This is a genomic window from Ramlibacter sp. Leaf400, from assembly GCF_001424545.1.
In the GTDB taxonomy this organism is placed as follows: Bacteria; Pseudomonadota; Gammaproteobacteria; order Burkholderiales; family Burkholderiaceae_C; genus Ramlibacter.
Genome location: NZ_LMQL01000009.1, coordinates 500021 through 520592 on the forward strand (window position 1 = coordinate 500021; position 20572 = coordinate 520592).

The window sequence follows — 20572 nt, forward strand, 5'->3', positions numbered from 1 at the left end:
CAACCATGACAGAGCACAACCGACGAAGCTTCCTCACGGGCGTGGGCGCGATCGCCGGCGCGGTGAGCGCGGCGACCGTGGGCAAGGTGGCGATGGCCGCATTGCCCGAACCGGTCATCCAGACGCTGCCGGACACGGCGGGCCCGCTCGCGCCGAAGACAGGGCGGCCGTACAACCCGGTCGTCACCCTGAACGGCTGGACGCTGCCCTGGCGCATGAACAACGGCGTCAAGGAGTACCACCTGGTCGCCGAGCCCGTGGTGCGAGAGATGGCGCCGGGGTTCAAGGCGCACCTGTGGGGCTACAACGGCCAGTCGCCCGGGCCGACCATCGAGGTGGTCGAGGGTGATCGCGTGCGCATCTTCGTCACGAACAGGCTGCCCGAGCACACCAGCATCCACTGGCACGGCCAGCGCCTGCCCAACGGCATGGACGGCGTGTCGGGGCTGACGCAGAAAGCGATCCCCGCAGGCAAGACGTTCGTCTACGAGTTCGTGGCGCGCCGGCCGGGCACCTTCATGTACCACCCGCACGCCGACGAGATGACGCAGATGGCCATGGGGATGATGGGCTTCTGGGTGACGCACCCGAAGGCCAGGACGCCCCTCATCGAGGAGGTCGATCGCGACTTCGTGTTCCTGCTCTCGGCGTACGACGTCGAGCCCGGAAGCTACACGCCCAGGATCATGACGATGCTGGACTTCAACCTGTGGACCTTCAACAGCCGCATCTTTCCCGGCATCGACTCGATGAACGTCAGGCGCGGCGACAAGGTGCGCATCCGCTTCGGCAATCTGACCATGACCAACCACCCGATCCACATCCACGGGCACGAGTTCACGGTGACCGGCACCGACGGGGGACCGACGCCCAGGAGCACCCGCTGGAAGGAGGTGACCACCGACGTGGCGGTGGGGCAGATGCGCCAAGTGGAGTTCCTGGCCGACGAGGAAGGCGACTGGGCATTCCACTGCCACAAGAGCCACCACACCATGAACGCCATGGGCCACGGCGTGCCGACCATGATCGGCGTGGACCACCGGGACGTGGCCAGGAAGATCGGCAGGCTCGTGCCGGATTACATGGTGATGGGCGAGCGCGGCATGGCGGACATGGGCGAGATGGAGATGCCGCTGCCGGACAACACCGCGCCGATGATGACCGGCCAAGGCCCTTTCGGCGGGCTGGAGATGGGCGGGATGTTCACCACCGTGAAGGTGCGCCATGACCAGAAGCCCGGGGACTACGGGGACCCGGGCTGGTTCAGGCATCCGCCAGGCACCGTGGCCTACGAGTTCACCGGACAGCTCCCCGAGCCGGCACGCGCGCGCAGCCCCGCTCGTCCAGCCGCGGGCGCAGCGCCCTCGAAGGACGTCGAGGTCCGCGTGCGAAAGCCGTCCGGCAGCAGCGGTCACGGCGCCCATTGACCGAAGAACGAAACGAAGGAGCACTCCCATGAAAAGCAACGCAGCACGGACTGCCGCCCTGGCGCTGGCGATGACGCTGGGCGGCGGCCATGCGCTCGCGCACGAGAACGTCCGCACCCAGCCGGGCAGCGCCTCGAAGAAGGAGCAGCAGCCGTGGGGCATCGCGGGCGACAGGAAGGACGCCAGGCGCACGGTGCAGATCGCGATGGGCGACGACATGCGTTTCACGCCCTCGACGATCAACGTGAACGAAGGCGAGACGGTCCGCTTCGTCGTCTCGAACAAGGGGAAGGTCCTGCACGAGATGGTGATCGGCACCCGGAAGGCGCTCGATGAGCACGCCGCCCTGATGCAGAAGTTCCCCGGCATGGAGCACGACGAGCCCCACATGGCCCATGTCTCCGCGGGCCGCAAGGGCGAGCTCGTGTGGAAGTTCAACCGGCCCGGCGACTTCGACTTCGCCTGCCTGATTCCCGGGCACTACCAGGCCGGCATGGTCGGGACCATCAAGGTCGCGGCCGCCAGATGAGTGTCGACATCACATCCATCCATCCATCCATCCATCTATCCAAAGGAACCATCGATGAAAGCCTCTCTCGCAACCCTCCTCGTCGCCGCCTGGCTTGCTGCCGCGGCGCCCGCCAATGCGCAACAGGTCCAGCTTCCGCAGGCCGCCCGGTCCGGGGACGCGACCTACGCGGAAGGTGAGGTGCGCAAGGTCGACAGGTCCGCCGGGAAGATCACCCTGAAGCACGGCGAGATCCGGAACCTCGACATGCCACCGATGACGATGGTGTTCGTGGTCGCGGACGCGTCGATGGTGGACCAGGTCAAGGTGGGGGACAGGATCCGGTTCCGCGCGACCAGCCAGGAAGGCCGGTTCACGGTGACGGAGATCCTGGCCGCCCAGTGACGGCCCGCTCCGCCGCAGGCGTGGGCCCCGCCTAGTGCCTGTGCTGGTGGTGCAGGTCCGGCGCGTGCGGATGCGCGTGGCGCCTGGGCTCGTGCACGTGAGGATGGCTGTGGGGGCCCGCCGGCATCGGATCGTGGACGTGGTCGTGGTGGCCGTCGTCGTGCCTGTGGGCGTGTTCGTGCGCCATGGCCTCGTGCTCGTGCTCGTGCGCATGTCGCTCGACGAGGTGGAGGAAGATGCCGACGGCCATCAGGAGACCCGCCGCCGCCATGAGCCAGCCGCCATGGCGGTCGCCCAGCGCCAGTGCTCCGGCCGCCCCCATGAAGGGCGCGCAGGCGAAGACCGACCCCGTGCGCGCGGCGCCGAAGGTGCGCTGCGCGAGCAGGTAGAACCTCAGCGACAACCCGTAGCCCGTGGCCCCGATGGCGAGCAGCCCCAGCGCCGCGGAGCCTGAAGGAAGTGGCTCGCCGACGGCGAGCGCGATGGAGAGGGTCGCGCAGGCCCCGAGCGCAGCTTTCGCCAACACGACCTGGCCGGGGTCGCGGTCGGCGAGCGGACGCGATGCGGTGTTGTCGGCACCCCAGGCCGCGGTGGCCAGGAGCACCGCCAGGAGGCCCGCGAGCTGCCCGGAGCCCGCCGAGGCCTGGTCGAGCGCGAGCAGCGCGCCGCCCCCGAGCAGCAGGAGCATGGCCAGCACCACGCGCGGCTCCATGGTTTCGCGGTAGAGGAGGCGGGCGAGGAGCGCCGTGAACAGCGCCTCGAGCGTGAGCATGAGCGACGCGCCCGCGCCGCTCGCGCGCTGCAAGCCCCAGGCGAGCGCGACGGGGCCCACCACTGCGCCGAAGAAGGCGACCAGGAGGAGCCGGGGAGCATCGGCGCGCGCGAGTCGCGCCTCTCGTTCAGCGCTGCGCCTGAGCGCCGCTCCTGCGACGGCCGCTCCCGCGTAGAGCAGGCCCGCCGTGACGAAGGGGCCCAGGCCCCGGCCGCAGAGCTGGACCAGCGGCGTGGAGAGCCCGAACAGAACCGCGGCCAGCAAGGCCAGCAGGCCGCCCACTGCGGCTGGCCCGGGAGAACCGCCCGCGTGCCTCATCGCTCATGCCCTTCCTGCGCTGCGCGGCCATTCTACGGAGGCGATCCCGCGCCGTGCCTCGCCAGCTTCCCCGGAGGGTCCCTCGGTTCGACCGGCGCGTCCTGCATGAACGCTCAGCGCGCCACCAGCCATGCGCCCAGCAGCACCAGCCCGACGAAGAAGCAGCGGCGGAACAGCGCCTCGCTCATTTCCTCGCGCAGCTTCTGGCCGACGACCATGCCGGCCAGCGCGGGAGCCAGCGCGAGGGCCGAGTGCACCGAGCCGTCCAGGTCCAGCTGCCGGTTGGCGGCCAGCAGCGCCGCCAGCGCCAGCGTGGAGGTGGTGAAGGACAGCCCGAGGGCCTGCGCGAGCTGGTGGCGGTCGAGCTGCAGGGACTGCAGGTAGGGCACGGCCGGCAGCACGAACACGCCGGTGAGCGCGGTGATGACGCCGGTGACCCCGCCGACCAGCGGGGCCGCGACCCGCTCCCACGCGCGGGCGGGCGGACGCGGCTTCCATCCCGCCAGGCCGCAGAGGCCGTAGGCCAGCAGGCAGGCGCCCAAGAGCATCCGCCCGAATCGCTCGTCGGTCGCCGGCAGCCAGGCGGCACACGCCACGCCGAGGAGGATGCCCAGCTGCAGGCCCCACAGCCTCTGCAACAGCCTTCGCAGCGCGCCGCCGGCCAGGGCCTGCCACAGGTTGGTCACCAGCGAAGGCACGGTCAGCAGGCTCGCCGCCTGCGGCACCGGCATCAGCAGGCCGAGGAAGCCCATCGCGAAGGTCGGCAGGCCCATGCCGAGCACGCCCTTGACCAGCCCCGCGCCGAAGAAGATGGTGCTGACCAGGAAGAACTCGGGGAGGTGGGCGTCGAACATGGGCACGCAGTGTGGCGATGACGGTGCGCCGCGACCATCAACATTTGGTTGAAGCTCGAACGTCGGAGCCGCGCTGCGGTGGATCCCCGCCTTCGCGGGGATGACGGGGGGGCACGACAGCACGACATGCAAGGTTCCCGCCATTCCCGCGGGCCGGGCACGACGGGCAAGGTTCCCGTCATTCCCGCGGAGGCGGGAATCCAGTGCTTCCCATAATCCCCTCCATGCGATTCGACTGGACCGACCTCCAGGTCTTCCTGCACGTCTGCGAGGCCGGCAGCATGACCGCCGCGGCCGAGCGCTGCCACCTGACCGTCGCCGCCGTCAGCGCCCGGGTCCGCACCCTCGAAGAAGCCAACGGCGTGCTCCTGCTCCAGCGCCACGCGCGTGGCGTCTCGCCGACCGTCGCGGGCGAAGTCCTGTCCCGCCACGCGCGCGTCGTCTTCGACCAGGTCCAGCGCCTGGAGAGCGACCTGCTCCACGCCCGGGCCGCCTCCACGCGGCGCATCGTGCTGCTGGCCAACAGCTCCGCGCTGGCCCGGCCGATGGTGCCGGCGCTCATCGACCTGGGCGCGCCCGACTCGCCACCGCAAATCGTGGTCCGCGAGAGCTCGAGCGAAGCCACCGTGCTGGCCCTGCGCTCGGGCGCCGCCGACGTGGGCATCGTGTCCGACGCGGTGGACACCCGCGGGCTGGTGACGCAGGCGCTGGGCCCCGATCCGCTGGTGCTGGCCGTCGCGCGCACTCATCCGCTCGCAGAGCGCCATGCCGTCTCGTTCCAGGAAGTGCTCGACCCGCCCTGGGTCGCCTGGGGCGAGCAGAGCGCGCTGTCCACGCACCTGCTGGTGCGCGCCCTCGCGCTGGGCACGCCGCTGCGCCCGCGCATCACCTGGCCGCAGCTCGAAGGCGTGCTGCAGCTCGTGGCGCGCGGCGTCGGCGTGACGGTGCTGCCCCGGGCGGTGGTGGAGCGCCATGCGAACCCGGGCATCGCTTGCGTCCGCCTGGACGAAGCCTGGGCGCAGCGGCAACTGCTGGCCTGCCATGCGGAGGGCGGCGATCGCGTGCGGGCGCAGCTCGCGCAGGGCCTGCAACGGGCCTGGACCTGACGCCGTCACAATGGCTTGATGGACAACGTCACCCTTGCCGACAACCCGTCCCGCCACCGCTTCGAACTCCAGGTCGACGGCGAGGTGGCGGCCTTTTCCGAGTACAACGCGCTCAAGGGCGCGCTGCTCTTCACGCACACCGAGGTGCAGCCCGCCCACGAGGGCAAGGGCCTGGCCAGCCGGCTGATCAAGTTCGCGCTGGACGAGGTGCGGCGCCAGGGCCTGCATGCCATCCCGGCCTGCCCGTTCGTCGCGGGCTACATCCGCAAGCACCCCGAGGAGCTGGACCTGGTCACGGAAGAAAGCCGCAGGGCCTTCCTGAAGTGACCGCGCGTGCGGGGCTTCAGCCCCGGACGTGCTCGCTGCGGGCGAACAGCTCCACCGCCCATTCCACGAACGCGCGCACCTTGGCGCTCAGGTGCCGGTTGGGCGGGTAGACCACGTGCAGCGGGATGGCGGGGCGGTCCCAGTCGGGCAGCACGGGGACCAGCTCCCCGCGCTCCAGGTGCGAGGCCGCGCCGAACAGCGCGACCTGCGAGACGCCCATGCCCGCCAGCACGGCCGCCATGTGCGCATTGGCCTCGTTGAGCGAGAGCCGGTAGCGGCCCCAGATCTCCATCGACTGCCCGTCGCGCTCGAACACGTGCGGGTAGGGCCGCCCGGTGCGCGTGGAGAAGTAGTTGACCGTGGTGTGCTGGCCGTTCTCCAGGTCCTGCGGCGTGGCGGGCATGCCGCTGCGGCGCAGGTACTCGGGCGACGCCACGGTGACCAGCCGCATGTTGCCCACGCGGCGCGCCACCAGCGACTGCTCCAGCAGCTCGCCGCCGCGGATCACGCAGTCCACGTTGTCGCCGATCAGGTCCACCGGCCGGTCCGACACGCCCAGGTCGAGCTGGATGTCGGGGTAGCGCTGGAAGAACCCGGGCAGCGCCGGGATCACGATCAGCCGAGCGACCGAGGTGCCCACGTCCACCCGCAGCCGGCCGCTGGGGTTGGCCTGGGCGTTGGACATGCTGGCCTCGATGTCGTCCAGGTCGTTGAGCAGCCGCGAAGTGCGCTCGTAGTAGGCGGCGCCGTCGGCCGTGACGGTCACGCGCCGCGTCGTGCGGTTGAGCAGCCTCACTTTCAGGCGCTCTTCCAGCTGCTGCACCAGCTTGGTCACCGAGCCCTTGGGCAGGTCGAACGACTCCGCCGCGCGCGTGAAGCTGCCCGTCTCCACCACGCGCGCGAAGACCTGCATCGCCTGGATCCTGTCCATCCTTGTTTCCCTCTTGTGGCGGCCTCGTGGGCCTGGGTGTCCGATTCGCCACGGCCGGGTGGGCCGCAGCCCCGGATTGTTCATCCGATGGAAACAGAGAACTGGTCGGGCGCGTCTTTATCCGCAGATGCCGCCTGCCTATAGTCGCTTCCATGGCCGCACTGCCCTCTCCCACCGCCTTCCGCACCCTGCCGGTGCCGGGGCTCGGCCGCGACCTGCGGGTCTGGGGCGGCAAGGTGCGCGGCAAGTCGCTGCCGCTGGTGCTGCACTTCCATGGCGGCACCTTCGACAGCGGCGACCTCGACAGCGGCGCGCAACTCGCCCAGCTGATGGTGGGGGCCGGCGCGGTGGTCGCGTCCTTCGACTACCCGCTGGCGCCCGGGCACCGCTTCCCCGACGCGGTGGAAGCCGGCTACGCCGCGCTCGAGTGGCTGTACAAGCAGAGGACCGCCCTGGCCGGCAAGGACGCGCCGTTCTTCGTCGCCGGCGAGGAAGCCGGCGGCAACCTGGCCGCCGCGGTGGCGATGGTGGCGCGCGACCGGCTGCATCCGCCGCTGGCCGGGCAGGTGCTGGTCGCGCCCATGCTGGACCCCTGCAGCGGCACGCCTTCGCTGCGCGACAAGCTCGGGCCGCAGGTGGAATGCCGCTGGGCCGAGGGCTGGCAGCGGTACCTGCGCGGGCCGATGGACGCCGAGCATCCCTACGCGGTGCCCGGCCGGGCGCAGCGGCTCGCGGGCCTGGCGCCGGCGCTGGTGCTCACCGCCGCCGACGACCCGATGCGCGACGAGGCCGTGGCCTATGCCGACCGGCTGCGCGCGGCCGGCGTGCCGGCCACCAGCGCGGTGCTGGGCCTGGCCACCGGCTGGCCGCAATCGCTGGAGCAGGAGCTGCCCGACGACTGTCCCTGCGCCGGCGAGGCGCAGTGCTGGCTGCGCGACTTCTTCCAGGCCCCGACGCCGCCGCCGCCCAGCTGAACGCCGCCGGCGCGCCGAAAGGCCCGCCGGCCCTCCGCGAATTCCGCGGCATCCCTTTGACCTTGCCCCCATGGCAGGCCCGATCGTGCGGGCCCGCCAGGGATCGCTCATCCCTTTCACGACAGATCTCGAAGACGAGGCCCCCCATGAACAACGCTTTCCGGAAACTCTCCCGCCACTGGTGGCTCGCCGCCAGCCTCGGCGCCCTGGCCGCCGCCGGCGCGGTCGTGTTCGGTCCCACCAGCGGCGCGCAGGCCAGCGCGCCGGCCGCCGCGCCGCCGCCCACGCCGGTGTCGGTCGCCACCGTCGCCGAACGCGAGGTCACCGCGTGGGACGAGTTCTCCGGCCGCCTCGAAGCGGTGGAGCGCGTGGACATCCGCTCGCGCGTGGCCGGCGCGGTGCAGGCCGTGCACTTCCGCGAAGGCGCCATCGTCGCCCGGGGCGACCTGCTGGTGACGATCGACCCCGCACCCTACGCCGCCGAGGTCGAGCGCGCCGAAGCCCAGGTGGGCGCCGCGCAGGCGCGGCTGGCGCACGCCTCCAACGAGCAGGCGCGCGCCCGCCGCCTGTGGGAGGAAAGCGCGATCGCCCAGCGCGAGGTGGACGAACGCGTCAACGGCCTGCGCGAGGCCGAGGCCAACCTGCGCGCCGCGCAGGCGCAGCTGCAGGCCGCGCGCCTGAGCCTGTCGTACACCCAGGTGCGCGCGCCGGTGGCGGGCCGCATCGGCCGGCTGGAGGTGACGGCGGGCAACCTGGTCGCCGCCGGCCCCGGCGCGCCGGTGCTGACCACGCTGGTGTCGGTCAGCCCGATCTACGCCAGCTTCGAGGCCGACGAGCAGACCATCGTGCGCGCGCTCAGGGACCTGCCCAGCGGCGCCAGCGCCCGCCAGCAGATCGAGCGCATCCCGGTGCGGATGGACACGGCGGCCGGGCAGGAGAAGGACCACGAGGGCCGGCTGCAACTGATCGACAACCAGGTGGATGCCAAGAGCGGAACCATCCGAGTGCGCGCCGCCTTCGACAACCGCGACGGCAGCCTGATCCCCGGCCAGTTCGCCCGCATCCGCATGGGCCAGCCGCGCCCGGCGCGCGTGCTGCTGGTGAGCGAACGCGCCATCGGCACCGACCAGGAAAAGAAGTTCGTGCTCGCCGTCGGCACGGACAACAAGGCCGAGTACCGCGAGGTCGCGCTCGGCACCACGGTGGACGGGCTGCGCGTGGTGCGCAGCGGCCTGAAGGCGGGCGACCGCATCGTCGTCAACGGCCTGCAGCGCGTGCGCCCCGGCGCGGTGGTGCAGCCGCAGGCGGTGGACATGGTGGCGCGGGCCGAGCCGGCGCCGGCCGTCGCCGCCGCCAAGTGAGCACGGAGCCGCCATGAACTTCTCGAGATTCTTCATCGACCGGCCGATCTTCGCGGGCGTGCTGTCCGTGCTGATCTTCCTGGCCGGCCTCATCGCCCTGCTCGGCCTGCCCATCTCGGAGTACCCGGAGGTGGTGCCGCCCACGGTGGTGGTGCGCGCCAATTACCCCGGCGCCAACCCCAAGGTGATCGCCGAGACCGTGGCGACGCCGCTGGAGGAGGCCATCAACGGCGTGGAAGGCATGCTCTACATGGGCAGCCAGGCCACCACCGACGGCCTGCTCACGCTCAGCGTCACCTTCCGCCTGGGCACCGACCCCGACAAGGCGCAGCAGCTGGTGCAGAACCGCGTCTCGCAGGCCGAGCCGCGCCTGCCGGAGGAGGTCCGCCGCCTGGGCATCACCACCGTCAAGAGCACGCCCGACATCACCATGGTCGTGCACCTGGTGTCGCCCAGCGGCCGCTACGGCATGGACTACCTGCGCAACTACGGCGTGCTCAACGTCAAGGACCGCCTCGCGCGCATCCAGGGCGTGGGCCAGGTCGCGATCTGGGGCGGCGGCGAGTACTCCATGCGCATCTGGCTGGACCCGCAGAAGGTGGCGCAGCGCGGCCTGTCGGCCGGCGACGTGGTGGCCGCCGTGCGCAGCGAGAACGTGCAGGCCGCCGCCGGCGTGGTGGGCGCCTCGCCCAGCGTGCCGGGCGTGGACCTGCAGCTGTCCATCAACGCCCAGGGCCGCCTGGTGAGCGAGCAGGAGTTCGGCGACATCATCGTCAAGACCGGTGCCGACGGCGCCGTCACCCGCCTGCGCGACGTGGCGCGGCTGGAGCTGGGCGCGGCCGACTACTCGCTGCGCTCGCTGCTGGACAACGACCCCGCCGTGGGCATCGGCGTGTTCCAGGCGCCGGGCTCCAACGCGCTGGAGATCTCCGCGCAGGTGCGCGCCACCATGGAGGAGATCGCCCGCACCATGCCCGAGGGCGTGGAGTACCGCATCGCCTACGACCCCACGCAGTTCGTGCGGGCCTCGATCAAGTCGGTCGTGCAGACGCTGGCCGAGGCCATCGCGCTGGTGGTGCTGGTGGTGATCCTGTTCCTGCAGACCTGGCGCGCCTCCATCATCCCGCTGCTGGCGGTGCCGGTGTCGGTGGTGGGCACCTTCGCGGTGCTGCACCTGCTGGGCTTCTCGATCAACGCGCTCAGCCTGTTCGGGCTGGTGCTGGCGATCGGCATCGTGGTGGACGACGCCATCGTCGTGGTGGAGAACGTCGAGCGCAACATCGAGGCCGGCCACTCGCCGCTGGAGGCGACCTACCGCGCGATGCGCGAGGTGTCGGGGCCCATCATCGCCATCGCGCTGGTGCTGTCGGCGGTGTTCCTGCCCCTGGCCTTCATCAGCGGGCTCACCGGCCAGTTCTACCGGCAGTTCGCGGTCACCATCGCGATCTCCACCGTGATCTCGGCGATCAACTCGCTGACGCTGTCGCCGGCCCTGGCCGCCCTGCTGCTGCGCGGCCACGACCAGCCCAAGGACGCGCTCACCCGCTTCATGGACCGCGGGTTCGGCTGGCTGTTCCGCGGCTTCAACCGGCTGTTCGGCCGCGGCGCCGAGGCCTACGGCCGGGGCGTGCGCGCGGTGCTGGGGCGCAAGGCGCTGATGCTGGGGCTGTACCTGGCGCTCGCGGCGCTGACGCTGGGCGTGTTCAAGGCGGTGCCGGGCGGCTTCGTGCCGGCGCAGGACAAGCAGTACCTGATCGGCTTCGCCCAGCTGCCGGACGGCGCCACGCTGGACCGCACCGACGCGGTGATCCGCCGCATGGGCGAGATCGCGCAGAAGAACCCCAACGTGTCCGGCACGCTGGCCTTCCCGGGCCTGTCGATCAACGGCTTCACCAACAGCTCCAACTCGGGGATCGTGTTCGCCATGCTCAAGCCGTTCGAGGAGCGCAAGCGCGCCGACCAGAGCGGCGGCGCGGTGGCGATGCAGCTGAACCAGGAGTTCGCCGGCATCCAGGACGCCTTCATCGTGATGTTCCCGCCCCCGCCGGTGCAGGGCCTGGGCACCACCGGCGGCTTCAAGCTGCAGCTGGAGGACCGCGCCTCGCTGGGCTACGACGCGATGGACGCCGCGGTGAAGGCCTTCATGGCCAAGGCGCAGCAGGCGCCCGAGCTGGCCGGGCTGTTCACCAGCTGGCAGGTCAACGTGCCGCAGCTGTGGGCCGACATCGACCGCACCAAGGCGCGCCAGCTGGGCGTGCCGGTGACGGACATCTTCGACACCCTGCAGATCTACCTGGGCAGCCTCTACGTCAACGACTTCAACAAGTTCGGCCGCACCTACTCGGTGAGGGTGCAGGCCGACGCGCCCTACCGCGCGCGCGCCGAGGACATAGTCACGCTGAAGGTGCGCGCGTCGTCGGGCGAGATGGTGCCGCTGTCGGCGCTGATGAAGGTGCGCGAGAGCTACGGGCCCGAGCGCGCCATGCGCTACAACGGCTACCTCACCGCCGACGTCAACGGCGGCCCCGCGCCCGGCTTTTCGTCGCACCAGGCCCAGGCCGCCATCGAGCGCATCGCGGCCGAGACCCTGCCGCCCGGCATCTCGTTCGAATGGACCGACCTGACCTACCAGGAGATCCTGGCCGGCAACTCCGCGGTGTGGGTCTTCCCGCTCGCCCTGCTGCTGGTGTTCCTGGTGCTGGCCGCGCAGTACGAGAGCCTCACGCTGCCGCTGTCCATCATCCTGATCGTGCCAATGGGCCTGCTGGCCGCGATGACCGGCGTGTGGCTGACCGGCGGGGACAACAACATGTTCACGCAGATCGGGCTGATGGTGCTGGTCGGGCTCTCCGCGAAGAACGCGATCCTGATCGTGGAGTTCGCCCGCGAGCTGGAGTTCGCCGGCCGCACGCCGCTGCAGGCCGCGATCGAGGCCAGCCGGCTGCGCCTGCGGCCGATCCTGATGACGTCGCTCGCGTTCGTGATGGGCGTGCTGCCGCTGGTGCTGGCCAGCGGGGCCGGCGCGGAGATGCGCCAGGCCATGGGCGTGGCGGTGTTCGCCGGGATGATCGGCGTCACGGCCTTCGGCCTCTTCCTCACGCCGGTGTTCTACGTGGCGCTGCGCCGCCTGGCCGGCAACCGGCCGCTGCGCCAGCACGGCGCCTCCCCCCACGCCGTCGACCCTGCGCCGACGCTGCCCGGCCGCGGCGGCTCGGCGCGCATCGTGCCCGCGGCGCCGCACCAGGACTGAAGGATCCCGCCATGAATCGATTCCTCCTCGCCCCCCTCGCCGCCGCGCTGCTGCTGGCCGGCTGCGCCACCGCCTTGCCGGAGCTGCCGGCGCAACCCGTCGCGCCGGTGCGGTTCAAGGAAGACGGCCAGCGCTGGACGGTCGCCCGGCCCGCCGAGGCGCAGCCCCGCGGCACCTGGTGGAAGTCCTTCGCCGATCCGGCCCTGGACCGCCTGGTCGAGCAGGCCGCGCTGCGCAACACCAGCGTCCAGGAAGCCGCCGCCCGGCTGGCGCAGGCGCGCGCCTTCGTGCGCAGCGCGCGTGCCGAGCGCCTGCCCCAGGTGGCGGCCGGCGCTTCCGCCGACCGTGCCGCGGGCGCCGGCACGCCCACGGGTGCGCGCCCGGCCACGCTGCTGCAGGCCGGCGCCTCGCTGGCGTGGGAGGTCGACCTGTTCGGCCGCCTCGCGCGCAACCAGGACGCCGCTTCGCTCGACGCGCAGTCGCGCGAAGCGCTGCTGCACAGCACGCGGCTGGCGGTGCAGGCCGAGGTCGCGCAGACCTACCTGGCGCTGCGCGCGCTGGACACCGAGCGCGCGCTGGTGCGCGACACCGTGGGCGCGTATGCCGACACGCTGCGGCTGACGCAGCGCCGCCACCAGGCCGGCGACGTCGCCGAACTCGACGTGGTGCGCGTGCAGAGCGAGCTGGCCGGCAACGAGGCCGAGGCGCTGGCGCTGGACCGGCAGCGCGCCCAGCTCGAACACGCGCTGGCGGTGCTGGTGGGCGAGGCGGCTTCGGAGTTCGGCCTGGAGGCGGGCGCCTGGTCCGCGGCGCTGCCGGCGATCCCGCCCGGCGTGCCGGGCACGGTGCTGACGCGTCGCGCCGACGTGGCCGCGGCGCAGGCCTCGCTGATGTCGGCGCAGGCGCGCGTGGGCATCGCGCAGGCGGCCTGGTTCCCCAGCGTGACGCTCACCGGCGCGGCGGGGTTCGCCTCGCCCGAGCTGGGCGACCTGTTCAAGTGGTCGGCGCGCGCCTGGTCGCTGGGCGCGCTGCTGTCGCTGCCGATCTTCGACGGCGGCCGGCGCGAGGCCGGCGTGATGGCGGCGCAGGCGCAGATGGACGCGCAGCTGGCGCAGTACCGCGGCCAGGTGCTCAACGCCTTCCGCGAGGTGGAAGACCAGCTGGTGGCGCTGCGCCTGCTGGACGAGCAGGCCCATGCGCAGGGCCGCGCGGTGGAAGCCGCGCGGCGCGCCAGCACCATCTCGGAGACGCGCTACCGCAACGGGATGATCGGCCAGCTCGAACTGCTGGACGCGCGCCGCAGCGAGCTGCGCAACCGCCGGCAGGCGCTGCAGGTGCGGTCGGCCCAGTACCAGGCCACGGTGGGCTTGATCCGCGCCCTTGGCGGCGGCTGGGAGCCGCCGGCGGCGCCGGCCACGAGCGAAGGCCAGGAACGCGAGTTCGCGCTGCGCTGACCCGCACCCCCCGTCATTCCCGCTGCCCCGTCATTCCCGCGAAGGCGGGAACCCAGTGCTCCCGCCCCCGCGGCTACCGCCCCGGGGCGGTTGCCTTCGCCCTCAGTCGAACTTCGCCCCCGAGTCCTTCACCACCTTCGCCCAGCGCGCCTTCTCGTCGCGGATGAACTTGCCGAAGTCGGCCGACGACCCCGGGCGGGTCTCCGCGCCCATCTTGGTCAGGCGCTCCTGCATCTCCGGCGTGGCCAGGATTTTCGACACCGTGCCGTGCAGCGCGGCGACCACCGCGGGCGGCGTGCCGGCCGGCGCGGCGATGCCCTGGTAGGAACCGGTCTCGAACCCCGGCAGGCCGGCGGACTCGGCCACGGTGGGCACATCGGGCGCCGACGGGAACCGCTTGGCGCTGGAGATCGCCAGCGCCTTGAGCTTGCCGCCCTGCACCATCGGGTAGGTGGCGACCATGCCGTTGAACAGCACGTCGGCCTGGCCGGCGGCCACGTCGTTGATGGCCTGCGAGCCGCCCTTGTAGGGGATGTAGGTCCACTTGATGCCGCTGCGCAGCGCGAACTCGATGCCGGCCAGGTGGTTGGCGCCGCCCGTGCCCGAGATGGCGAAGTTCAGCGAGTTCGGCTTGGCCTTGGCCAGCGCGATCAGCTCCTTGGCGTCCTTGGCGGGCAGCGCGGGATTCGCGGCCAGCAGGTGGGGCGAGTAGGCCACCAGCAGCACCGGCGCGAAGTCCTTCACCGGATCGAACGGCAGGTTGGGGAACACGCTGGGCGCGATGGCCAGCGAGCCGATGTCGGTCAGCAGCAGCGTCAGGCCGTCCGGCGCCGACTTGGCGACGAAGTCCGAGCCCAGGTTGCCGGTGGCGCCGGCCTTGTTCTCCACCACCACGGTGGCGCCGAGCTGCTCCTGCAGCCGCGGCGCCAGCAGGCGCGCCAGGATGTCGGAGGTGCCGCCGGCCGGGTTGGGCACGATGATCCGCAGCGTCTTGCCGGCGAAGGCGGGATTGGCCGGCGCCTGCGCGAGGGCCAGGCCCGGCGCGGCGAGCGCCGCCAACGCGGTGGCGCCGGCCAGGCGGCGGCGGAGGATCGAGAAGTTCTTCATGGGGTGTCTCCTTCCAGTTAAGGGGTCGAGTGGGAGGGGGTCGGTGCCCACTGCTGCACCGTGATGCCTGGCGGCGGGATCAGGGGCGCTGGCCGCATTCGGCCGACTCGCGGGTCCAGCGGCGGGCCTGCTCGCTCAGCGTCAGGCCCAGGCCGGGCCGGGTGGGCACCAGCATGCGGCCCGCGCTGATCTGCAGGCGCTCCTCGAACAGCGGCTCCAGCCAGTCGAAGTGCTCCACCCAGGGCTCGGTCGGGTAGGTGGCGGCCAGGTGCACGTGCAGTTCCATCGCGAAGTGCGGCGCCAGCATCACGCCGGCGTGCTCGGCCAGCGCGGCGATCTTCAGGAAGGGCGTGATGCCGCCCACGCGCGGGGCGTCAGGCATCAGGTAGTCGGCGGCGCGGTGGCGGATCAGCTCGGCGTGTTCGGCGGCGCTGGTGAGCATCTCGCCGGTGGCGATGGGCGTGTCCAGCGACGCGGCCAGCGCCGCATGGCCCTCGTTGTCGTAGGCGTCCAGCGGCTCCTCGATCCACACCAGGTGGAACTGCTCCAGCGTGCGGCACATGCGCTGCGCCGCCGGCCGGTTCCACTGCTGGTTGGCGTCCACCATCAGCGGCGCGTCGTCGCCCAGGTGCTTTCGCACGGCTTCCACGCGCTGGATGTCCAGCCGGCCGTCGGGCTGGCCCACCTTGAGCTTGATGCCCCCGATGCCGCGCTCGCGCGAGGCCGCCGCGTTCACCAGCAGCTGGTCGGTCGGCGTGTGCAGGAAGCCGCCCGAGGTGTTGTAGCAGGCGACCGAGTCGCGCTGCGCGCCCAACAGCCTGGCCAGCGGCAGGCCGGCGCGGCGCGCCTTCAGGTCGTACAACGCGACGTCGAAGGCGCCCAGCGCCTGCGTGGCCAGGCCGCTGCGGCCCACCGACGCGCCGGCCCAGCACAGCTTGGTCCACAGCCGCGCGATGTCGCTCGGGTCCTCGCCCAGCAGGGCCGGGGCGACTTCCTTGGCGTGCGCGAACTGGCCGGGGCCGCCGGCCCGCTTGGAGTAGCTCAGGCCCAGGCCCTGGTGGCCGTCGCGGGTCTGGATCTCCGCGAACAGCATGGCGATCTCGGTCATCGGCTTCTGGCGGCCGGTCAGGACCTTGGCGTCGCTGATCGGCTGCGCCAGCGGCAGGTAGCAGGAGGACAGGCGGACCCAGGCGATCTGGTCGCCCGCGCCGGACACGGCGGGTGCCGTGGAGGGGTTGGCGGAAGAGGATGACATCGCTATCATGATATCGATGTCATCCTGGCCTGGTCAAGCGCCCGGACCCCCGGCCCCACGGCTGAGCCCCTCGTAGAATCGCCCGCCTGCGCGCGCCAACGATGAACGCCTCCCGCCCCTTCAAGACCGCGACCCTGGCCGACGTGGCGCGCGTCGCCGGCGTCTCCCCCATCACGGCGTCGCGCGCCCTGGCCAACCCGGGCATCGTCTCGCCCCGCACCATCGAGCGGGTGCGCCAGGCGGTCGAGACCACGGGCTACATCCCCAACCTGCTGGCCGGCAGCCTCAAGTCCAACCGCAGCATGACGGTGGCCTGCCTGGTGCCCGCGATCTCGGTCGCGCAGTTCCTTCCGACGGTGCACACCCTGACCGATGCGCTGGCGGCCGCCGGCTACCAGCTGGTGCTGGGCCAGACCGGCTACGTCCACGCGCGGGAAGAAGCGCTGATCGACACCATGGTGGCCCGCCGCCCCGACGGCATCGTGGTGGCCGGCCTGGTGCACTCGCCGGCCGCGCGGCAGAAGCTGCGCCGGCTGGGCATCCCGGTGGTGGAGACCTGGGACCTGAGCGACGAGCCGATCGACATGCTGGTGGGGTTCTCGCACCAGGAGGTGGGCGCGGCTGTCGCCGCGTTCTTCCGGCGCAGGGGCTGGCAGCGGGTGGGCATCGCCACCGGCGACGACCACCGCGCGTCGCTGCGGCGCCAGGGCTTCCTCGCCGCCTGGGGCCGCGAGGTGCCCGTGGCCGTGGGCCCGGCCCCGAGCAACCTCGCCTTGGGGCGCCGCGCGCTGGGCCGGCTGCTGCAGCAGGAGCCGGCGCTGGAAGCCGTCTTCTGCAGCTCCGACCAGCTGGCCCAGGGCGTGATCACGGAAGCGCTGGACCGCGGCCTGCAGGTGCCCGGGCAGCTGGCGGTGTGCGGCTTCGGCGACGCGGATTTCGCGGCCCACATGCGGCCGGCGCTGACCACGGTGCAGGTGGACGGCGCGGCCATCGGCGCGCGGGCCGCGCAGCTGATCATCGACCGCCGCAGCGGCGCGGCGATCGCGCAGGCGATCACCGACATCGGCTTTCGCATCGTCGAGCGGACCTCGACGATGGACGCAGGGCCCGCTACGCGGCCTTCGCCGGCGCCTTGATCCGGGCCTCCCAGCCCTCGATGAGCCGGTCCCAGGCGGCCCGGCGAGCGCCGGCGGCGGTGGCGCGCGCGCCCGTGTTCGAGGCCACCAGGCGATCGATCGCCTTCTCCTGTCCCGGGCTGAATTCCTCCGGGAACAGCGGCACCACGTTGACGATGCAGTCGCCGCACGCCCCGGCCGCCTGCCAGGGCAGGCCGGCGCCCTTGATGCGGTAGTTCAGGGTCCCGCGGCGCAGGCGCATCTGCTGCAGCCCGCGCGGCGTGGGCACCTCGGTCCAGCGGTTGGCGATCCAGGCGAAGCCGTCGACGGGGAGCTCGCAGCAGAGGGTGCCGTCCGGTTCCACCGAGAAGAACTCGTGCGCCCGCAGCGCGATGCGCACGCGCAGCGCCAGCTGGTGGTCCCGGCGGTTGCGGCCCTGCACGCGCGCCGCCACGTCGAGCACGTTGCCGGCGCGCAGGCCCGCCGGCAGTTCGACGCGGCAGCGGTACTTGCGGGCCGGCGACTTGCCGCTGGCGTCGCAGGCGGGGCAGCCCTGGCGCGTGGACCCGTGGCCCTGGCAGGCGCCGCATTCGATGGTGGATGCGACCCAGCCGAACCAGAGCGGCTGGCGCACCCGCCCCGTCCCGCCGCATTCACCGCAGGCGGCGGGTTCCGGCTCCAGGCCGGTGCCGTGGCAATCGGCGCAGTCGTCGATCACTTCACCGCGCAGCTCGCGCGTGCAGCCGCTGGCGATCTCTTCCAGCGTGAGTTCGACGGTGTGCTCCACCGCGGGCTCCCGGGCGCCGTCCGCCTCGCCCTCGCCCTCGCCTTCCAGCGCGAGTTCGCGCTTGGACCGGCGGATCTCCTCCAGCGCCTGGTTGATGCGCTGGATCTTGCGCAAGGCCTGCGGGCTGTCGTTGCGGTCCGGGTGCCAGCGCGCGGCCAGCCGGCGCCAGGCGGCCTTCACCTCGGCATCGCTGGAGCCCGGGGCGACGCCGAGTTCGTGGTAGCAGTCGTCGACGTTCAAATGCGCGCTCCGGGAGTCTGTGCTGCAGCGCAGCATCGTAGCCTGCGGCAGGGCCGGGAGACGGCGTGACACGACGTCGCGCGATGCAGACCGCGCGTCCGTGGAATATGGCCTGTGGACGTGCGGCGGGGCGCACTACCACAGCGCGGCACCCGCGAATTCACACCAAAACTGGAGAAGGCTGTGGACAACCCTGTGGAGCCGCGGCATTCGCGGCGCCAGCTCTGGCGTTGCGGCCGATGATCAAAGAACAGGCAGGTGCCCAAGATTTTTTTCGGCGCGCCATCGGCTGTGACGCGGCGGCGACGGGTCGCCGCCAGTGCACGCAAGCGGTGCGTTGTCACCTTTCGGGGGCCCGCCGCATCAAAGGCCTACACACCCCAGGAGCCAAGATGCCCCGACCGAGCCCCCTCCTGCCCAGCCTGCTGGCCATGGCGCTCGCCGCGCTGGTCCCCGCCTGCGGCGGCGGATCGGGCGAGGCGCCGGCCGCCGCAGCCGCCCCGGCCCCCTCCGCCGGCGCCCCGCCCGCGTCGGCGCAGGCCGACCTGGTCGCCCAGGGCCGGCAGGTCTTCCGCTTCGACACCTTCGGCGACGAGACCCAGTGGACCGACACGCTGCGCCTGCACGAGGTCATCGAGCAGGGCGTGTCGCCCCGCACCGCGCTGTCGGTCGGGTTGAAGGTGGACGCCGACGCCATCCCCGCCGACCTGGCCGCGGCGCTGCGCGCCGGGCAGGTCGACCTCGACAGCCCGGCCACCACGGTGGCGCTGCTCAAGCTGGATGCGGTGGTGGGCGTCAAGGGTGTGGTCGAGAGCGTCAACGGCGTCGACCGCCTGCGGCGCGTGGGCATCACCTGCGCCCTGTGCCACTCGACCGTGGACGACTCGTTTGCCGGCGGCATCGGCAAGCGGCTGGACGGCTGGGCGAACCGCGACCTCGATCCGGGCGCCATCATCGCGCTGTCCCCGGCGCTCGATGCCGCCACCAAGGCCGTCTACAGCTCCTGGGGCAAGGGGAAATTCGATCCGCGCTTCAATGTCGACGGGATCAGCAACCCGGTGGTGATCCCGCCGGCCTACGGCCTCGAAGGAGTGCACAAGGTGACGTTCACCGGCGACGGCGACGAGCCCGCCTACTGGAACCGCTACGTCGCGGTGGTCGAGATGGGCGGCCACGGCAGCTTCAGCGAGCCGCGCCTGGGCGTGCAGGTCACGCACGGAACGCAGGACCTGGTCTCGGCCAAGCTCGCGGCCCTGCAGGCCTACCAGCTGTCGCTGGCCCCGCCGGCGCCGCCCACCGGATCGTTCGACCTGGCCGCCGCCACGCGCGGGCAGGCGCTGTTCGCGGGCGCCGCCCAGTGCGCCAGCTGCCACAGCGGCGCCCTGTTCACCGACGCGAACTCGCGGCTGCACCCGCCGTCCGACTCGGTGGCCGAACCCGGCTACGCCGGCCGCTCGGCCACGAAGATGTACCGCACCACGCCGCTGCGCGGCCTGTGGCAGCACGCCCCGTATTTCCACGACGGTTCGGCGGCCACGCCGCAGGACGTCGTCGACCGCTACAACCAGCGCCTGGACCTGGGGCTGACCGCCCAGGAGGTGCAGGACGTGGCCCAGTACCTGAAGTCGCTCTGAGGTGGAACCGACATGACCGATCTGGCCCAACCCCATCCCCCTCCGGCGGCCACGGGCGCCGTCGACGAAGAACTCCTGGCCGGCCTGCGCGCGGGCCGCGCCGACGCCTTCGCACAGCTCATGCGCCGCTACAACCGCATGCTGTTCCGCGCCGCGCGCGGCATCGTCGGCGACGACGCCGAGGCGCAGGACGCGGTGCAGGAAGGCTACCTGCGGGCCTTCGTCGCACTGGACGGCTACCGCGGCGAGTCCAGCCTGGGCACCTGGCTGACCCGCATCGTCATCAACCAGGCGCTGGGCCAGCAACGCAAACTGGGGCGGGTCGTCTTCCTGGACGAGACCCTCCCCGACGACGAGGAGGGCGCCATGTCCGAGCACAGTCCCGGTCGCGCCGACGGCATCGACCCCGCCACCCCCGAGGCCACGGCCTCCAACAACGAGCTGCGGCGCCAGCTCGAAGCCGCCATCGACCTGCTGCCCCCGATCTACCGCTGCGTCTTCATCCTGCGCGCGGTGGAAGGGATGAGCGTGGAAGACACGGCGGGCAACCTGCGCGTCTCGCTCGACGTGGTCAAGACGCGCTACCTGCGCGCCCGCGCGATGCTGCGACGGCACCTGGACGCCGGGGCCACCGTGCCGCTGTCGGCGCTGCACGACTTCCGTGGCGCCCGCTGCGACGACATGGTCGTGCAGGTGCTCGCGCGGCTGCGTGCCGCGGGCGTGGTCCGCGACCAGTAGCCCCCCTCC

General features: G+C 72.2%; 18 protein-coding genes. 12 read left to right on the forward strand and 6 right to left on the reverse strand.

The window, feature by feature from the left end; translation table 11 throughout:
* Window positions 1–5: 5 nt before the first annotated feature.
* From ASG30_RS10615 to ASG30_RS10625, 3 genes are read left to right on the forward strand one after another with little or no spacing between them, the layout of a single operon-like run.
* A complete protein-coding gene (locus ASG30_RS10615) occupies window positions 6–1427 on the forward strand; it encodes a multicopper oxidase family protein (RefSeq protein WP_055895686.1) in 1422 nt (473 codons plus the stop codon).
* Window positions 1428–1455: 28 nt separating this feature from the next.
* A complete protein-coding gene (locus tag ASG30_RS10620; RefSeq protein WP_055895688.1) occupies window positions 1456–1956 on the forward strand; it encodes a cupredoxin domain-containing protein in 501 nt (166 codons plus the stop codon).
* Between the two features lie 54 nt (window positions 1957–2010).
* The gene (locus ASG30_RS10625) at window positions 2011–2340 is read left to right on the forward strand and encodes a copper-binding protein (RefSeq protein ID WP_055895689.1); all 330 of its coding nucleotides are present in this window, start codon (window positions 2011–2013) and stop codon (window positions 2338–2340) included.
* A 31-nt stretch (window positions 2341–2371) separates the two neighbouring features.
* On the opposite strand, the gene ASG30_RS10630 is transcribed toward ASG30_RS10625, so the two are convergent.
* Both ASG30_RS10630 and ASG30_RS10635 read right to left on the reverse strand, forming a co-directional pair.
* Window positions 2372–3430 carry a DMT family transporter gene (locus ASG30_RS10630; RefSeq protein WP_055895691.1) on the reverse strand — a complete coding sequence of 353 codons (1059 nt, stop codon included), beginning with the start codon at window positions 3428–3430 and terminating at the stop codon, window positions 2372–2374.
* Between the two features lie 113 nt (window positions 3431–3543).
* A complete protein-coding gene (locus ASG30_RS10635; protein WP_055895693.1) occupies window positions 3544–4284 on the reverse strand; it encodes a sulfite exporter TauE/SafE family protein in 741 nt (246 codons plus the stop codon).
* A gap of 224 nt (window positions 4285–4508) precedes the next feature.
* Between ASG30_RS10635 and ASG30_RS10640 the strand changes: the two genes are divergently transcribed.
* Window positions 4509–5390, forward strand: a complete 882-nt coding sequence (locus ASG30_RS10640; protein ID WP_055895695.1) for a LysR family transcriptional regulator — start codon at window positions 4509–4511, stop codon at window positions 5388–5390.
* Window positions 5391–5408: 18 nt separating this feature from the next.
* Window positions 5409–5717: a GNAT family N-acetyltransferase gene (locus ASG30_RS10645; RefSeq protein ID WP_055895697.1), complete on the forward strand. Its 309-nt coding sequence runs from the start codon at window positions 5409–5411 to the stop codon at window positions 5715–5717.
* 16 nt (window positions 5718–5733) lie between these two features.
* Here ASG30_RS10645 and ASG30_RS10650 read toward each other — a convergent pair whose 3' ends face one another.
* Window positions 5734–6648 carry a LysR family transcriptional regulator gene (locus ASG30_RS10650; RefSeq protein WP_055895698.1) on the reverse strand — a complete coding sequence of 305 codons (915 nt, stop codon included), beginning with the start codon at window positions 6646–6648 and terminating at the stop codon, window positions 5734–5736.
* 152 nt (window positions 6649–6800) lie between these two features.
* Here ASG30_RS10650 and ASG30_RS10655 point away from each other — a divergent pair, with 152 nt between their 5' ends.
* The 4 genes from ASG30_RS10655 (at window position 6801) to ASG30_RS10670 (ending at window position 13687) form a co-directional block, all read left to right on the forward strand.
* Window positions 6801–7622: an alpha/beta hydrolase gene (locus ASG30_RS10655; RefSeq protein ID WP_055895700.1), complete on the forward strand. Its 822-nt coding sequence runs from the start codon at window positions 6801–6803 to the stop codon at window positions 7620–7622.
* Between the two features lie 146 nt (window positions 7623–7768).
* A complete protein-coding gene (locus ASG30_RS10660) occupies window positions 7769–8983 on the forward strand; it encodes an efflux RND transporter periplasmic adaptor subunit (protein WP_055895702.1) in 1215 nt (404 codons plus the stop codon).
* A 13-nt stretch (window positions 8984–8996) separates the two neighbouring features.
* On the forward strand, window positions 8997–12233 hold the full coding sequence (locus ASG30_RS10665) for an efflux RND transporter permease subunit (protein WP_055895703.1): 3237 nt from the start codon (window positions 8997–8999) through the stop codon (window positions 12231–12233).
* Window positions 12234–12244: 11 nt separating this feature from the next.
* Window positions 12245–13687, forward strand: coding sequence for an efflux transporter outer membrane subunit (locus ASG30_RS10670; protein ID WP_200947290.1), 1443 nt, complete (start codon window positions 12245–12247; stop codon window positions 13685–13687).
* A gap of 102 nt (window positions 13688–13789) precedes the next feature.
* On the opposite strand, the gene ASG30_RS10675 is transcribed toward ASG30_RS10670, so the two are convergent.
* Entirely contained in the window at window positions 13790–14794 is a 1005-nt protein-coding gene (locus ASG30_RS10675; protein WP_055895705.1) for a Bug family tripartite tricarboxylate transporter substrate binding protein, read from the reverse strand.
* Window positions 14795–14873: 79 nt separating this feature from the next.
* Window positions 14874–16049 (reverse strand): L-talarate/galactarate dehydratase, encoded by a 1176-nt coding sequence (locus ASG30_RS10680; RefSeq protein WP_055895707.1) that lies wholly within the window; start codon window positions 16047–16049, stop codon window positions 14874–14876.
* A gap of 101 nt (window positions 16050–16150) precedes the next feature.
* Between ASG30_RS10680 and ASG30_RS10685 the strand changes: the two genes are divergently transcribed.
* The gene (locus tag ASG30_RS10685; protein WP_055895709.1) at window positions 16151–17185 is read left to right on the forward strand and encodes a LacI family DNA-binding transcriptional regulator; all 1035 of its coding nucleotides are present in this window, start codon (window positions 16151–16153) and stop codon (window positions 17183–17185) included.
* On the opposite strand, the gene ASG30_RS10690 is transcribed toward ASG30_RS10685, so the two are convergent.
* Window positions 17160–18191 carry a DnaJ domain-containing protein gene (locus tag ASG30_RS10690; protein WP_055895711.1) on the reverse strand — a complete coding sequence of 344 codons (1032 nt, stop codon included), beginning with the start codon at window positions 18189–18191 and terminating at the stop codon, window positions 17160–17162. The genes ASG30_RS10685 and ASG30_RS10690 overlap by 26 nt on opposite strands.
* A 392-nt stretch (window positions 18192–18583) precedes the next feature.
* On the opposite strand from ASG30_RS10690, the gene ASG30_RS10695 reads away from it, so the two are divergent.
* Window positions 18584–19825 (forward strand): c-type cytochrome, encoded by a 1242-nt coding sequence (locus ASG30_RS10695; protein WP_055895713.1) that lies wholly within the window; start codon window positions 18584–18586, stop codon window positions 19823–19825.
* A 12-nt stretch (window positions 19826–19837) separates the two neighbouring features.
* On the forward strand, window positions 19838–20563 hold the full coding sequence (locus tag ASG30_RS10700; RefSeq protein ID WP_055895716.1) for an RNA polymerase sigma factor: 726 nt from the start codon (window positions 19838–19840) through the stop codon (window positions 20561–20563).
* Window positions 20564–20572 lie beyond the last annotated feature (9 nt).